The 14,361-nt window shown below is 70.0% G+C and carries 13 protein-coding genes; 8 read left to right on the top strand and 5 right to left on the bottom strand.

What is annotated here, in order from left to right; genetic code table 11:
* Positions 1 to 70 precede the first annotated feature (70 nt).
* From ACS5PM_RS19085 to ACS5PM_RS19070, 4 genes are all read left to right on the top strand, one after another.
* Entirely contained in the window at positions 71 to 367 is a 297-nt protein-coding gene (locus tag ACS5PM_RS19085; protein WP_439389257.1) for an SCP2 sterol-binding domain-containing protein, read from the top strand.
* Between the two features lie 20 nt (positions 368 to 387).
* Complete coding sequence (locus ACS5PM_RS19080; protein ID WP_439389256.1) at positions 388 to 834, top strand: MerR family transcriptional regulator; 447 nt, start codon at positions 388 to 390, stop codon at positions 832 to 834.
* Positions 831 to 2,036, top strand: coding sequence for an acetyl-CoA C-acetyltransferase (locus tag ACS5PM_RS19075; protein WP_439389255.1), 1,206 nt, complete (start codon positions 831 to 833; stop codon positions 2,034 to 2,036). Before ACS5PM_RS19080 ends, ACS5PM_RS19075 begins: the two co-directional genes overlap by 4 nt.
* A 305-nt stretch (positions 2,037 to 2,341) precedes the next feature.
* Positions 2,342 to 6,952, top strand: coding sequence for a beta strand repeat-containing protein (locus ACS5PM_RS19070; protein WP_439389254.1), 4,611 nt, complete (start codon positions 2,342 to 2,344; stop codon positions 6,950 to 6,952).
* On the opposite strand, the gene ACS5PM_RS19065 is transcribed toward ACS5PM_RS19070, so the two are convergent.
* Entirely contained in the window at positions 6,934 to 7,710 is a 777-nt protein-coding gene (locus ACS5PM_RS19065; protein ID WP_439389253.1) for a site-2 protease family protein, read from the bottom strand. The genes ACS5PM_RS19070 and ACS5PM_RS19065 overlap by 19 nt on opposite strands.
* A gap of 51 nt (positions 7,711 to 7,761) precedes the next feature.
* Here ACS5PM_RS19065 and ACS5PM_RS19060 point away from each other — a divergent pair, with 51 nt between their 5' ends.
* The 4 genes from ACS5PM_RS19060 (at position 7,762) to upp (ending at position 10,780) form a co-directional block, all read left to right on the top strand.
* Positions 7,762 to 8,535, top strand: a complete 774-nt coding sequence (locus tag ACS5PM_RS19060; RefSeq protein WP_439389252.1) for a heparan-alpha-glucosaminide N-acetyltransferase — start codon at positions 7,762 to 7,764, stop codon at positions 8,533 to 8,535.
* 31 nt (positions 8,536 to 8,566) lie between these two features.
* A complete protein-coding gene (rlmB, locus tag ACS5PM_RS19055; protein ID WP_439389251.1) occupies positions 8,567 to 9,319 on the top strand; it encodes a 23S rRNA (guanosine(2251)-2'-O)-methyltransferase RlmB in 753 nt (250 codons plus the stop codon).
* Between the two features lie 11 nt (positions 9,320 to 9,330).
* Positions 9,331 to 10,074 carry an SIR2 family NAD-dependent protein deacylase gene (locus ACS5PM_RS19050; protein WP_439389250.1) on the top strand — a complete coding sequence of 248 codons (744 nt, stop codon included), beginning with the start codon at positions 9,331 to 9,333 and terminating at the stop codon, positions 10,072 to 10,074.
* A 64-nt stretch (positions 10,075 to 10,138) separates the two neighbouring features.
* Positions 10,139 to 10,780, top strand: a complete 642-nt coding sequence (gene upp, locus ACS5PM_RS19045; RefSeq protein WP_439389249.1) for a uracil phosphoribosyltransferase — start codon at positions 10,139 to 10,141, stop codon at positions 10,778 to 10,780.
* A 176-nt stretch (positions 10,781 to 10,956) separates the two neighbouring features.
* Here upp and ACS5PM_RS19040 read toward each other — a convergent pair whose 3' ends face one another.
* The 4 genes from ACS5PM_RS19040 to ACS5PM_RS19025 are packed head-to-tail and all read right to left on the bottom strand — an operon-like array spanning position 10,957 to position 14,324.
* Positions 10,957 to 11,484 (bottom strand): chromate transporter, encoded by a 528-nt coding sequence (locus tag ACS5PM_RS19040; protein WP_439389248.1) that lies wholly within the window; start codon positions 11,482 to 11,484, stop codon positions 10,957 to 10,959.
* Positions 11,481 to 12,071 carry a chromate transporter gene (locus tag ACS5PM_RS19035; RefSeq protein WP_439389247.1) on the bottom strand — a complete coding sequence of 197 codons (591 nt, stop codon included), beginning with the start codon at positions 12,069 to 12,071 and terminating at the stop codon, positions 11,481 to 11,483. Before ACS5PM_RS19035 ends, ACS5PM_RS19040 begins: the two co-directional genes overlap by 4 nt.
* A complete protein-coding gene (locus tag ACS5PM_RS19030; protein WP_439389246.1) occupies positions 12,064 to 13,320 on the bottom strand; it encodes an MFS transporter in 1,257 nt (418 codons plus the stop codon). The genes ACS5PM_RS19035 and ACS5PM_RS19030 overlap by 8 nt, the downstream gene beginning before the upstream one ends.
* Positions 13,317 to 14,324 carry a D-2-hydroxyacid dehydrogenase family protein gene (locus ACS5PM_RS19025; protein WP_439389245.1) on the bottom strand — a complete coding sequence of 336 codons (1,008 nt, stop codon included), beginning with the start codon at positions 14,322 to 14,324 and terminating at the stop codon, positions 13,317 to 13,319. Before ACS5PM_RS19025 ends, ACS5PM_RS19030 begins: the two co-directional genes overlap by 4 nt.
* Between the last annotated feature and the right edge of the window lie 37 nt (positions 14,325 to 14,361).

Here is a 14,361-nt window from a genome sequence, read left to right as displayed (position 1 = left end):
GGAATTCGCTAGTGCGACGGAAGGCGCAGCGTCCTAAAGTGCAGCGAACTGGTTCGATCTGGAGGTGACGATGGATCTGAAAGCCGCCACCAAGGTGTTGCGCGAACGCGTGGGCAGCGACAGCGGGCTCGGCACGACGCTGAAGCTCGATTGCGGAAGCGAAGGCGTGGTGCTGATCGACGGGGCCAAGGTGCCCAACACCGTCAGCAACGACGATGGCGAGGCTGCCTGCACCATAGGCCTGAGCCTGGACACGCTGGTTCGCCTGCTGCTGCGCGAGCTCGAGCCCACCGCAGCCTTCATGATGGGCAAGCTCAAGGTCGATGGCGACATGGGGGTCGCCATGAAGCTGCAGCACCTGATCTGAGCCTGGGCGAAGGTCGGTCGATGGACATGCCGGGCGACGTGGCCGAGCTGTCGCCGCAGGATGCGGTGGCGGCGCATCTCGACGAGACGACGAGCGACCTGTTCGGCATCACCGAGCTGTGCCGCGAATTCGGCATCTCGCTGCGGGCCATCCGCTTCTACGAGGACAAGGGCCTGCTGCACCCGCGCCGGGTCAACGGCACGCGCGTCTACACCCGGCGCGATCGGGCCCGCCTGGCGCTGATCCTGCGGGCCAAGGCCATAGGCTCCTCGCTGGCCGAGATCAAGCACTACCTCGACCTCTATGGCTCGCACGGCGAGGGCCGCGTGCAGCAGATGCGCTACGTGCTGCAACGCACCGACCAGGCCATCGCCGAGCTGGAAGCGAGGCGCGCGAACATCGACGCCACGCTGGCCGAGCTGCGCGTCATCAACGACACCGTCCGCAAGGGCCTCGATCGGCGATGAACGAGGCCTTCATCTACGACCATGTCCGCACGCCGCGCGGCAAGGGCAAGAAGGACGGCGCTCTGCACCAGGCCAGCCCGGTCTGGCTGTTGCGCGGGCTGTTCAGGGCGCTGCAGCAGCGCCAGCACCTGGACACCCGCCTCGTCGACGACGTGGTGCTGGGCTGCGTGACGCCGGTGGGCGAGCAGGGTGCCGACATCGCCCGTACGGCGGTGCTGTACGCCGACTGGGCGCAGACCGTGCCCGGCGTCACCCTGAGCCGCTTCTGCGCCTCGGGCCTGGAGGCCGTCAACCTCGCGGCGGCCAAGGTGATGAGCGGCCTGGACGACCTGGTGGTGGCCGGCGGGGTGGAAAGCATGAGCCGCTGTCCCATGGGCAGCGACGGCGGCGCGTGGATGACGGATCCGGTCGTCAGCCAGCACCTGGGTTTCGTCCCGCAGGGCATAGGCGCCGATCTCATCGCCACGCTGGAGGGCTTCAGCCGGGCCGACGTGGACGCATTCGCGGTGCGCTCGCACCGCCACGCCGCTGCGGCGCGGCTGGATGGCCGCTTTGCCCGCTCCATCGTGCCGGTGCTCGACATGGCCGGCGCGCTGCTGCTGGCAGAGGACGAGACCATCCGCCCGTCCGCGACGGCCGAGACACTGGCGACGCTGGAGCCGAGCTTTGCCGCCATGGGCCAGTCGGGCTTCGATGCCATCGCGCTGCGCAAATACACCACGCTCCAGCGCATCGAGCACGTCCACCATGCGGGCAACTCTTCAGGCATCGTCGACGGCGCGGCGCTGATGCTGATCGGCTCCGCCGAAGCCGGCCGCAGAGCAGGCCTGAGGCCGCGCGGCCGCATCCGCAGCGTGGCGGTGATCGGCTCCGAGCCGACCATCATGCTCACCGGCCCGGCGCCCGCCTGCCGCAAGGCCCTGTGCAAGGCCGGGATGAGCCGGTCGGACATCGACCTGTGGGAGATCAACGAGGCCTTTGCGTCGGTGCCGCTGAAGTGCGTGCGCGAGCTGGACCTGGAGATGGACCGGGTCAACGTCAACGGCGGGGCCATCGCCCTGGGGCATCCGCTGGGGGCGACCGGCTGCATCATCCTGGGCACCCTCCTCGACGAGCTCGAGCGGCGTGACCTGGCGACCGGTTGCGCCACGCTGTGCGTCGGCGGCGGCATGGGCATCGCCACCATCATCGAGAGAGTCTGAACCGCGATCTCGCTGGACGAGGCGACGTGAGGCGCGCTGCGACGGCGCGCTGAAGTTCGGCAAGTGCTGATCGGCCTCGGTGCTGGCCGCGACAAACGGGCCGTGCGAATCGATCGATAGGGCGGTGCATCGCATCCCGCGGCGTCGATAGTTGGAATCTGTCACAGATTTCACATTTCGCGGGGCGCCTGTGATGCAATCTCTGCGCCGCTGTTTCCCCGGCCCTCGCGCACCACATGCCCACGGCCGGGCGTGCAGGCCACGTCACCAGCGTGGCGAAGGATGCGGCACCCAGGGAGGTGAACATGAGCTCGAAGGCTGGCAAGGCAGCGGCCATGCGGCACGTTGCCTGCGTTCAAGACGCGGTCGCAAGCGATGCGGGCGCTCTCAGGCAAGCCGGCGAGGCGCCACCCGGTCGTGACGGCGTCGCCGCCAGGGCGGTCCTTGCGGTGTCGACGGCGGCGATGTCACTACCCACCGAGGCAGGCCACACCATCGTGCCCGGCTGGCGCCACGACGACGTGATCGTCGGCACCGAGGGCGACGATCTGCTGGTAGGCGACGAAAACGACAACGTCATGGACGGCCTGCAAGGGGCCGACACGATGATCGGCGGGGGAGGCGACGACACCTACTTCGTCGACGATGCCGGCGACCAGGCCATCGAACTCGGCGGCGAGGGCGTCGACACCGTCGAGTCGACGATCAGTTTTGCGCTGGCTTCGGACCTGGAGAAGCTGATCCTGATCGGCACGGACGATGTGTCCGCGACCGGCAACGAACTGGCCAACAGCCTGGCGGGCAATACGGGCTCCAACACGCTGGACGGCGGACTGGGCGCCGACACCATGACCGGCGGCGTGGGCGACGACACCTACGTCGTCGACGAGGCCGGCGACGAGGTCACCGAGCTGGCTGATGAAGGCATGGACACGGTCCTCGCCGGCATCGACTACAGCCTTGCAAGCGAGGTCGAGAACCTCGTCCTGACGGGCGTGGCGGGCTTGTCCGGCACGGGCAACGAACTGGCCAACAGCCTGACAGGCAACACGGCCGCCAACACGCTTGATGGCGGCCTCGCGGCTGACACCCTGATCGGCGGCGAGGGGGATGACACCTACGTCGTCGACGAGGCCGGGGACGAGGTCACCGAGCTCTCCAGCGCAGGCATCGACACCGTTTTGGCCGGCATCGACTACAGCCTCGCAAGCGAGGTCGAGAACCTCATCCTGACGGGAACGGCGAGCTTGTCCGGCAGGGGCAACGAACTGGCCAACAGCCTGACAGGCAACACGGCCGCCAACACGCTTGATGGCGGCCTCGGGGCCGACACCATGATCGGCGGCGAGGGGGATGACACCTACGTCATCGACGAGGCCGGCGACGAGGTCACCGAGCTGTCCGGCGAAGGCATCGACACCGTGTTCGCTGGCATCGACTGCAGCCTCGCAAGCGAGGTCGAGAACCTCGTCCTGACGGGAACGGCGAGCTTGTCCGGCACGGGCAACGACCTGGCCAACAGCCTGACCGGCAATACCGCCGCGAACACACTCGATGGCGGCCTCGGGGAGGACACCATGATCGGCGGCGAGGGGGATGACACCTACGTCATCGACGAGGCCGGCGACGAGGTCACCGAGCTGTCCGGCGAAGGCATCGACACCGTGTTCGCTGGCATCGACTGCAGCCTCGCAAGCGAGGTCGAGAACCTCGTCCTGACGGGCGCGGCGGGCTTGTCCGGCACGGGCAACGAACTGGGCAACAGCCTGACAGGCAACACGGCCGCCAACACGCTTGATGGCGGCCTCGGGGCCGACACCATGATCGGCGGCGAGGGGGATGACACCTACGTCGTCGACGAGGCCGGGGACGAGGTCACGGAGCTGTCCGGCGAAGGGATCGACACGGTCCTCGCCAGCGTCGACTACCTCCTGGGCGGCAAGCTCGAGAACCTGGTGCTCACCGGCACGGCCGACTTGTCCGGCACCGGCAACGACCGGGACAACAGCCTGACGGGCAACAGCGGCGCCAATGCGCTCGATGGCGGCCTGGGCGCGGACACGCTGGCGGGCGGAGCGGGTGACGACAGCTACCTCGTGGACGATGCGGGCGACGTCGTGTCCGAGGGGGCCGATGAAGGCCTGGACACGGTCCGATCGACCGTCGACATCACCCTGGCCGCCGATGTCGAGCGCCTCATCCTGCTTGGGGCGGCGGACTTGAGGGGCACGGGGAACGAACTCTCCAACACGCTGACCGGCAACAGCGGCTCCAACCTGCTCGACGGCGGGCTTGGTGCGGACACCCTGTCGGGCGGCACCGGCGATGACACCTACTGGGTCGATGACTCCGGCGATGTGGTGGTCGAAGACGCTGGCGAAGGGACGGACACGGTGCAGGCCGGGCTGTCCTATGTCCTGGCCGCGGGGTTGGAGAACCTGGTGCTGACCGGCACAGCCGACCTTGCAGGCACAGGCAATGAACAGGGGAACGAGCTCACCGGTAACGCCGGCTCCAACTTGCTCGACGGCGGACTGGGTGCCGACGCCATGGCGGGTGGCGCGGGCAATGACACCTACCAGGTCGACGACCTCGGCGACGTGGTGAACGAGTCCGGGGCCGAGGGCAACGACAGCGTCATGTCGAGTGTTTCCTTCACGCTCGGCGATCGGGTGGAGAACCTCGCGCTGCAAGGTGCCGGCAATCTGTCCGGCACCGGAAACGCGCTGGCCAACGTGATGGTGGGCAATGCGGGCGCCAACGCCCTGTTCGGCCTGGAAGGGGATGACACGCTGGACGGAGGGGCGCAGGCCGACACCATGACCGGTGGGGAAGGCAACGACAGCTACGTGGTGGACCAGGCCGGCGACCGTGTCATCGAAACGGCCTCGGCGGGCCTGGATGCCGTGGCCGCCAGTGCCAGCTTCACCTTGTCGAGCAACGTCGAGAACCTCACGCTGAGCGGCAGCGCGAACCTCAACGGCACGGGCAACGGCCTGGACAACCTGATCCTGGGCAACGGCGGCGGCAACAACCTTTCGGGCGCCGGAGGCGACGACACCCTCGATGCCGCGGCCGGCAACGACACCCTGGACGGCGGCAGCGGCTTCGACCTGCTGTACGGCGGCGATGGCAACGACAGCCTGCTCGCCGGCGTGAGCGGTGGGGTCCTCAGCGGCGACGCAGGCAACGACACGCTGACCGGCGGCACCGGCGCGGATGCCGACGTCCTTGATGGCGGCGCCGGCCTGGACCGGCTGACGGCCGGCGACGGCGCAGACGTGCTTTACGACGAGTGGAACAGCGACCTCGCCGCATCCGACACGCTCGACGGCGGCTTGGGCAGCGACACCCTGTGGGCGGACTGGAGCGGCGCCACGGGCGCCATCGTGTGGACCAACGACCCGGCCCAGCAGCTGGCGGTCAACGGCAACCTGATCGTCGGCATCGAGGGACTGGTCCTGCGGCTCGGCAGCGGCGCGGACAATGTCTCGAACGCCAACGTCACCAGCGATGACAACATCCGCGGCGGCGCCGGCCACGACAAGCTCAACGGCGGTGCCGGCTTCGACTACCTCTACGGCGAGCTCGGGGACGACAGCCTGCTCGGCGGCACGGGCAAGGATGCCGACGTGCTCGACGGCGGCGACGGCAACGACAGCCTCGACGGCGGCGCGGGGTTCGACACGCTGTACGGCGGCACCGGCACCGACACCTTGCTCGGCGGGACGGGAATCTACAGCGACTGGCTCTACGGCGATGCCGGCAACGACAGCCTCGACGGTGGCGACGGCTTCGACTATCTCTTCGGTGGCGATGGCAACGACAGCCTGCTCGCCGGCGCGGGAGGGGCCTACCTGTCGGGCGGCAAGGGCAACGATGCGCTGACCGGCGGCCCGACGATCGAGAAGGACACGCTGGATGGCGGAGAGGGCAGCGACAACCTGCTCGCCGGCGACGGCAGCGACGTGCTGTACGACGAATGGCTGGGCGTTCCCGCCGCGGCCGACACCCTCGACGGCGGTGCCGGCACCGACACGTTGTGGGCGGACTGGAGCAGCGCCACCTCGGCGATCGTCTGGAGCAACAACCCGAACGTCGCGCAGAACGTCAACGGCAACACCATCAGCCACATCGAAGGCCTGGTGCTTTACCTCGGCAGCGGCAACGATGTGGTCTCCAACCCGGCCACTTCGACCAGCGACGAGATCTGGTCCGGCGCCGGCAACGACAGCGTGGATGGGGCAGGGGGCGCCGACAGCCTTCATGGCGGCGAAGGCCTGGACACGCTGGCCGGTGGCAGTGGCAACGACGTGCTCGCCGGCGAAGCGGGGAACGACCGCCTGGAGGCCGCGGGAGGCAGTGACCGCCTCGATGGGGGTAGCGGCGACGACGTGCTGCTCGGTGGCAGTGCCAGTGACACGCTGGTGGGGGGCCTCGGCAGCGACACGCTGACCGGCGGGTCCGGCTCCGACACGGCGACGTCCGATCAATTCATCCTGGCCGGCCTCGTGGGATCGGACACCCTCACCGACTTTCGCAGCGGGGTCGACCTGCTGGCGGTGCAGCGCGGCAGCGGGCTGCCGGTGGGTGACGGCGACCTGGTGGTCGAGGGGGCCACCATCCTGGCAGGGCCGGGCGGATTCGCGGCCGGCGCGGAACTGGTCATCTGCACGTCCGACATCGCCGGGCCGATCACGACGGCCAAGGCCGCCGCGGCGATAGGCAGTGCGGACGGCAGCTATGCAGCGGGCCAGACGGCGGTGTTCGTCGTGGACAACGGCACCGACTCGGCCGTCTACTACTTCCAGTCCGCCGGCACGGACGGTGACGTCGAGGCCAGCGAGCTCACCCTCCTGGCGACCCTGACCGGCTGCGCGCAGACCCAGGTGACGGACTATCTCTGGGGGGCCTGAGCTTCCGGCGCGGCACTGTCCGGGTGGACCGCCGCGGCAGCCTCGCCCGGGGTGCCGATCTGCTCATGCAGGTCGGCCACCATCAGGGCGAGGAAGGCGACGAGCGCCAGGTAGCAAAGCGCATAGCTCCAACGGATGCCTGGCGCGACCCGGTAGTAGTCCGCCGTTTGGGGATCGTCCCGGCGGAAGCGGATCGCCTTCCACACCTGCGGCGCGGCCAGCAGCGCGATCAGGATCAGCATCGGGCTCGGGCTGTACCAGAAGAGCCCTGCCATGGCGGGCACACCGAGCAGCCAGATGCGTGGCGACAGCACGGCCGTGATGCGGCCGCCGTCGAAGGGCAGGATGGGGATGAGGTTGATCAGGTTCAGCAGCAGGCCGGCATAGGCCACGGCGAGCAGCCAGTCGCTGTTCTCGTTGCGGGCGAGCACATAGCACGCCAGTGAAGCCGCCGTGCCCAGCAACGGGCCGGCCATGCCCACGTAGGCATCGGTCTCGGCGTCGTGCGGCAGGTCCTTCAGCTGCACCCAGGCCCCGACGAAGGGGATGAAGGTCGGCAGGCCCACGGCCAGGCCGCGCCGGCGGGCGGCCAGGTAGTGGCCCATCTCGTGCACGAACATCAGCGCCACGAAGCCGGCTGCATAGCGCCATCCGAAGACCAGGGCATAGGCGCCCACCGACAGCAGCATGCTGCCGCCGGAGGCGAACAGCTTGCCGAGCTTGGCGCCGGACAGCAGAAGCAGCAGCAGCTTGATCATCGCGGGCCATTGTCGCCTCGGGGCGCTCGAGGCCTGGGGTATCGTCCCCGCGTGCAGACGACCCTGATCTCGAACCCCTCGGCCCGTCACGGGCGACTCGACGCGCTTCGCGGCCTGGCCATCGTCTGGATGGCGGCCTTCCACTTCTGCTTCGACCTCAACTACTTCGGCTATTTCACGCCGCGCCAGCACTTCCAGCTCGACCCGTTCTGGTGGGTGCAGCGCACCTGCATCGTGACGCTGTTCCTGCTGTGCGCGGGCATGGGACAGGCGGTGGCCCTGCAGTCGGGCCAGCGCTGGCCCCGGTTCTGGCGCCGCTGGGCGCAGGTCGCGGGCTGTGCGGCGCTGGTGTCCATCGGCTCGGCCATGATGTTCCCGACGAGCTGGATCAGCTTCGGCGTGCTGCATGGCATCGCGGTGATGCTGCTCATCGTGCGGCTGCTTGCGCCACCGCTGCTGGCGCGCGGGTCGGCCGGCAGGGCCGCCCTCGCGGCCCTGGCGTTGCTGGCGCTTGCGCTGCCTCGCCTGGTGCACGCCACCTTCTTCGACACCCGCTGGACGAACTGGGTGGGTCTGGTCACGCGGCTGCCCCGGACGGAGGATTTCGTGCCCGTGCTGCCCTGGCTGGGCGTGATGCTGCTCGGGGTGTTGCTGGCGGATGGGCTGTGGCGCCGGCGGCCCGAAGTGCTGGCCGGCGAGTTGCCGCCGGCCGCGCGGCCGCTCGCCGTGCTGGGCACCTGGTCGCTCAGCTTCTACATGCTGCACCAGCCGGTGCTCATAGGCGCCATCCGGCTCTACCGCTGGGCGACGACAGGACAGTTCTGAGCCCGGCGCTCGCGCTGATACCCTTCGCCCCATGGCCTCCCGCATCCTGTACGGCTTCCACGCCGTGACCGTGCGCCTGAAGACGGCGCCTTCCTCCATCACCGAGATCCACGTCGAAGCGAGCCGGCGCGATGCGCGCATGCGCGGGTTCGTCGAGCGCGCACGCGAGGCAGGCCTGCGCCTGATCGACAGCGACGATGACCGCCTGTCCAAGCTCGCCGGCAACTCTCGCCACCAGGGCGTCGTCGCGCGCGTCGAGCCCTTGCCTTTGACGCATTCGCTGGACGAGGTGCTCGAAGGGGTGGAGGCGGCCAAGGTGGATGCACCCCTGGTGCTGGCGCTGGACGGCGTCACCGATCCGCACAACCTCGGCGCCTGCCTGCGCGTGGCCGACGGCGCCGGCGCCCATGCCGTGATCGCGCCGAAGGACCACGCTGTGGGCCTGAACGCGACGGTGGCCAAGGTCGCCTCCGGAGCCGCCGAGACCGTGCCCTACCTGATGGTCACCAACCTCGCCCGCAGCCTGAACGAGATGAAGGAGCGGGGCATTCGCATCATCGGCACCAGCGACGACGCGGCGCAGACGCTCTACGACGTCGACCTCAGCGGGCCGGTCGCCCTGGTGCTTGGCGCCGAAGGCGCGGGCATGAGGCAACTGACGCGCAAGACCTGCGACGAGCTGGTCTCCATCCCCATGGCCGGCGCGGTCGAGAGCCTGAACGTGTCGGTGGCCGCAGGCGTGTGCCTCTACGAGGTGCGCCGCCAGCGCATGGCCAAGGGCTGAGGGAGCGGGCGTTGGATGCTTCGCTGGCCCGCTTGCGTGAACGGGTGCAGTCGGCCCGGCGCATCGTGGTGCTGACCGGCGCGGGCATGTCCGCCGAAAGCGGCATCCCGACCTTCCGGGATGCCCTGAGCGGCCTGTGGGCCCGCTTCGATCCGGCGCAACTGGCCAGCGAGCCCGGCTTCCGGGCCGATCCGAAGCGCGTCTGGAGCTGGTATGCCGAGCGCCGGGCCGGCGTGCGGGCGGCGCAGCCGAATGCCGGCCACCTGGCGCTGGGTGACTTCGCTCGCCGCCATCCGGGCCGGCTGACGGTGGTCACGCAGAACGTGGACGACCTGCACCAGCGGGCCGGCAACACCGATGCGATCCGCCTGCACGGCGACATCCTGCAGGACCACTGGCTGGAGCCTTGTCCGCGCCGTGGCGGCCCGGCGTGCGAGCCCGGGCGGGCCACGCCGGGCGAGCCGCCGAGCTGCGGGGATTGCGGCAACCTGCTGCGTCCCGGCGTGGTCTGGTTCGGCGAGGACCTGCCAGCCAGCGCTCTGCAGCAGGCCGAATCGGCCGTGGCCGCGGCGCAGCTGATGCTCGTGGTCGGCACTTCGGGCGCGGTCTGGCCCGCGGCCGGACTGGCGGGCCTGGCCCGGCAAGGCGGCGCCTGGGTGGTCATCCTCAACCCCGATGCCACCGAGATCGACGATGACGCGCACGAGTGGCTGCGAGGGACCGCGGCGACCCTGCTGCCCGTGCTGTTCGGCTGAACGGCAGGCGCGGGACGAAGGCCTACACTGGCCGATCCGCCTACCCCTCGACCGCACGCCGCCCATGCCCGTCATCGCCGTCAACCATCCCCTGGTTCGCCACAAGATCGGCCTGCTGCGCGAGGCCGACATCTCCACCAAGAAGTTCCGTGAGTTGACCGGCGAGCTGGCCCGACTGCTCGCCTACGAGGCCACCGCCGACTTCCCCCTCGCCAAGGTGACGATCAACTGCTGGAGCGGCCTGACCGAGATCGACCAGATCGCCGGTCGCAAGGTGACGGTGGTGCCCATCCTGCGTGCCGGGCTCGGCATGCTCGACGGCGTGCTGGACATGATCCCCAACGCCAAGGTCAGCGTGGTGGGCCTGAGCCGCAACCACGAGACGCTGCAGCCCGAGCACTACTTCGAGAAGTTCGTCGGAAAGCTGGAAGAGCGCACCGCGCTCATCATCGATCCGATGCTGGCCACCGCCGGCTCGATGATCGCGACGGTGGACCTGCTCAAGCGGCGCGGCTGCGTGGACATCCGCGCCCTGGTGCTGGTGGCCGCCCCCGAGGGCATCGCCGCGCTGGACGCGGCCCATCCCGACGTACGCTGCTGGACGGCGGCGGTGGACCGCCACCTCAACGACCAGGGCTACATCATCCCGGGCCTGGGAGACGCCGGCGACAAGATATTCGGCACCAAGGACGAGGGGACGCTGTGAGTCTCCACCCGTAGCGGACCGGCGGAGCCGGATACGCATGACATAGGGCCCCCACGGCCCCTCCCGGGGCCTGCCCCCCCGAGGAGGCTCGCCCAGCGGACCGGCGGAGCCGGATCCGCGCACGCCCTGAGTTGGGGAAGCGCCAAGTGGAAGGTCGGCGATAAGACCGAGCAGGGTCAAACCCAGCCGAGGGAGCCGGCCAGGGCGCCGCAGGCGAGGAGCCAGAGGGGGCTGAGGCGGGTGCGCCACATGGTGGCGACGGTGGCCAGGACCAGCAGCACGGCGACGGGCTGCTTGACCACGGGGGAGGCCAGCAGCCAGCCGGTGGAGACCAGCAGGCCCAGCGTGATCGGCGCCATGCCGGCGACGAAGGCCTTGACGCCGCGGGTGTCGCGGCGGCGCGAGCCCCAGCGGGTGATGAACAGGGTCAGGGTGGTGCTGGGCAGCAGGATGCCGGCCATGGCCGCCATCGCGCCCGGCAGGCCCAGCGCGTTGAAGCCGACCACCGCGACGAAAAGGAGGTTGGGGCCCGGCGCGGCCTGGGCCAGGGCGACCGAGGCGGTGAAGTCCGCGGCCTGCAGCCAGCCATGCTCGACGACGACGAAGCGCTGCAGATCGGGCACGGTGGCGATCGCGCCGCCGATGGCGAGCAGGCTGAGGGTGGCGCAGTGGACGAAGAGCGAGAACAGGTCGGCGAGGTTCATGCTTCGCCGGACTTCCGATCGCCCAGGCGCCACCAGGCGAGGGCGCAGCTCGTGCCCCCGAGGCCCAGGATGACCGCCAGCAGCGGCCAGCGCCACCAGGCGATCGCCAGCGTGCACAGCAGCGCGATGGGCATCCACAAGGGGCGGCCAAGGGGGTTGCGGCCCAGCGTCGGAACCAGCTTCAGGGCCATCGCCAGGACCAGGCCGGCGGCCACGGCGCCCATGCCTCGCACGGCGCCCGCCACTGCCGGCACGTCGGCCAGGCCGCTGTACAAGGCGGCGAGCAGCAGCACCAGCACCGAAGGCAGCAGCAGCATGCCGGCCAGGGCCGAAAGTGCGCCGCGCAGGCCGAAGTAGCGGTCGCCGACCATCAGCGCCAGATTCACCACGTTGGGGCCCGGCAGCACCTGGCCTATCGACAGGCTCTCCGCGAACTCCTGGCTCGTCAGCCAGCCGGTGCGCTCGACCAGCTCGCGTTGTGCGATGGGCAGGACGCCGCCGAAGCCTTGCAGCGCGAGGCGGCTGAAGACCACGAAGAGCTCCAGGCAGCCGCGCGGGCGGGGCCGCGGTGCATCGTCCTCAGGCATGTGCCACGCTCCTTCGGGCCAGCGCGCGGCCGGCCCAAAGGCTCAGGGCCACCGCCGCCACCATCCACGCCAGCGAAGCCCAGTGCAAGGTTTCGAAGGGCGGGCGCCCGGCCGCCTGGTTGGCGGCCATCAAGGCACCGCCCCCGGCCGCGCCGAGCGCCTGCCCGAGGTAGATGGCGGACGTGTTCAGGGCCATCAGCGCCGAGGCCAGCGCGGGCGCCGCCGAGCCCAGGCGCGCCTGCTGCGCCGAATTCGACGCGAAGCAGCCCAGGGCCCAAGGCAGGATCACGGCCATCAGCTGGGCAGGCGTGCGGGCCAGCGGCCACAAGGCGGCGCTGATGGCGATGCCGGCCAGCAGCACGGTGGCCGCTCGGCCGGCGCCGATGCGATCCACATGGCGCGACAGCAGCAGGTTGCCGACCAGCCCGAAGCCACCGAACCAGGCGAACAGGGCGCTGACGGTGGTCGGGTCGGCGTGCAGCTCCTGGCGGTAGTAGGGGGCGAAGTACGAGAAGAGCGTGAACTGGCCCGCGCCCGACATCGCGGTCACGGCCACGATGGCCATCAGGGCCGGATGGGTGAAGACCTGGCCCCAACCCGCCAGGTTCATCGCCGGCGGACGGATGCCTTCAGGCAGCGCGCGCCACACCCACAGGGCCCCGACCGCCGCCAGCACGGCGACCAGCGCGAAGGCGTAGCGCCAGCCGAAGGCCTCGCCGATGTAGCTGTGCAGCGGCATGCCGAAGACCGAGGCCACGCTCCAGCCAAGGAAGATGAAGGTGATGGCGCGGCCGCGCAGTTCGGGCGGCGCCAGCCAGCCGATGGCCGCAGCGGCCTGCGGCGTGAAGACGGCCGCTGCGAGCATGCTGAGCGCCCGCGCCGGCAGCAGCGATGCATAGCTGGGCATCAGCGCGCACAGCGCATGGCCGATGCCATACCAGACAAGCGACAGGGTGAGCAACGTGCGGCGATCCACGCCCCCGACCCAGGCGGCCAGGAGAGGCGCCGACAGCGCCATCACCGCGGCCGCGACGCTGATCAGCTGGCCCCCGACCGCGACGCTGACTTGCAGGGAGCGTGTCAGGTCGTTCAACGACCCGGCCACGACCATCACGCCGCAGCCGATGACGAAGTTGCCGAAGAGCAGGGCGCCTCGTCCGGCGAGGACTCGCGGTGGCCCCGCGGAGCGGCGCGTGCCGGCCTGGGGCGGCACGGCGCTGGAGGCGCTGCCGTCCCCGGCCGCCGTCACCTGAGCACCCTCAGCGCATCCGGGTTGACGATGTTGGTCGGCTTGCCGTTGACGAAGGCCACCACGTTGTCGAAGGCCGCGCCGAAGTACAGCTCGTAGCTGTCCTGCTCGACGTAGCCGATGTGCGGCGTGCACACGGCGTTCTCCAGCCGCAGCAGGGGATGGCCCTGCAGGATGGGCTCGGTCTCGAACACGTCCACCGCGGCCATGCCGGGGCGGCCGCGGTTCAGCGCCGCGACCAGTGCCGTCTCCTCGACCAGCTCGGCACGCGAGGTGTTGACGAACAGGGCGGTCGGCTTCATGCGGCCCAGGTCGGCCAGGGTCACCACCTGGCGCGTGCGGTCGGACAGGCGCAGGTGCACGCTGAGCACGTCGCTTTCCTCGAAGGCCTGCTCGCGCGAGTTGAAGACCTCGTAGCCGTCGGCGAGGGCGCGATCACGGGACTCGTCGCTCGCCCAGATGCGAACGGTCATGCCGAAGGCCCTGCCGTAGCCGGCCACCAGCGCGCCGATCTTGCCGTAGCCCCAGATGCCCAGGGTACGGCCGCGCAGCTGGGTGCCGATGCCGAAGTTGGGCGGCATGGAGGCCGACTTCAGGCCGGATTGCTGCCAGGCGCCGTGCTTCAGGTTGCCTATGTACTGCGGCAGCCGGCGCATGGCGGACATGATCAGCGCCCAGGTCAGCTCGGCCGGCGCATGGGGGGAGCCCACGCCCTCGGCCACCGCGATGCCCAGCCGGGTGCAGGCATCGATGTCGATGTGCGGGCCGACCTTGCCGGTCTGCGCGATCAGGCGCAGCTTGGGCAGCTTCTCGAGCAGCTGGCGGTTGAACTGGGTGCGCTCGCGGATCGCGACCAGCACCTCCGCGTCACGCAGCCGGATGGAGAGTTGACCCAGGCCCTTGACGGTGTTGGTGAACACCTTGGCATTCAGGTCCTGCAGCCTGGACGCGCACTTGAGCTTGCGAACCGCGTCCTGATAGTCGTCGAGGATGATGATGTTCACGCCCCGATTTTGCACCGGGGGTGAGGCCCCTCAGGGC

The organism is Ideonella flava, from assembly GCF_051857595.1.
GTDB lineage: Bacteria > Pseudomonadota > Gammaproteobacteria > Burkholderiales > Burkholderiaceae_C > Ideonella.
This window is presented reverse-complemented; position numbering and strand designations above follow the sequence as displayed.

What these genes read in the sequence shown, in the direction of transcription:
- ACS5PM_RS19035 (WP_439389247.1), bottom strand. Translation starts at nt 12,071, where the DNA reads ATGCCTGAGGACGATGCACCGCGGCCCCGCCCGCGCGGCTGCCTGGAG.
- ACS5PM_RS19065 (WP_439389253.1), bottom strand. Translation starts at nt 7,710, where the DNA reads ATGATCAAGCTGCTGCTGCTTCTGCTGTCCGGCGCCAAGCTCGGCAAG.
- upp (WP_439389249.1), top strand. Translation starts at nt 10,139, where the DNA reads ATGCCCGTCATCGCCGTCAACCATCCCCTGGTTCGCCACAAGATCGGC.
- ACS5PM_RS19085 (WP_439389257.1), top strand. Translation starts at nt 71, where the DNA reads ATGGATCTGAAAGCCGCCACCAAGGTGTTGCGCGAACGCGTGGGCAGC.
- ACS5PM_RS19080 (WP_439389256.1), top strand. Translation starts at nt 388, where the DNA reads ATGGACATGCCGGGCGACGTGGCCGAGCTGTCGCCGCAGGATGCGGTG.
- ACS5PM_RS19070 (WP_439389254.1), top strand. Translation starts at nt 2,342, where the DNA reads ATGAGCTCGAAGGCTGGCAAGGCAGCGGCCATGCGGCACGTTGCCTGC.
- rlmB (WP_439389251.1), top strand. Translation starts at nt 8,567, where the DNA reads ATGGCCTCCCGCATCCTGTACGGCTTCCACGCCGTGACCGTGCGCCTG.
- ACS5PM_RS19040 (WP_439389248.1), bottom strand. Translation starts at nt 11,484, where the DNA reads ATGAACCTCGCCGACCTGTTCTCGCTCTTCGTCCACTGCGCCACCCTC.
- ACS5PM_RS19075 (WP_439389255.1), top strand. Translation starts at nt 831, where the DNA reads ATGAACGAGGCCTTCATCTACGACCATGTCCGCACGCCGCGCGGCAAG.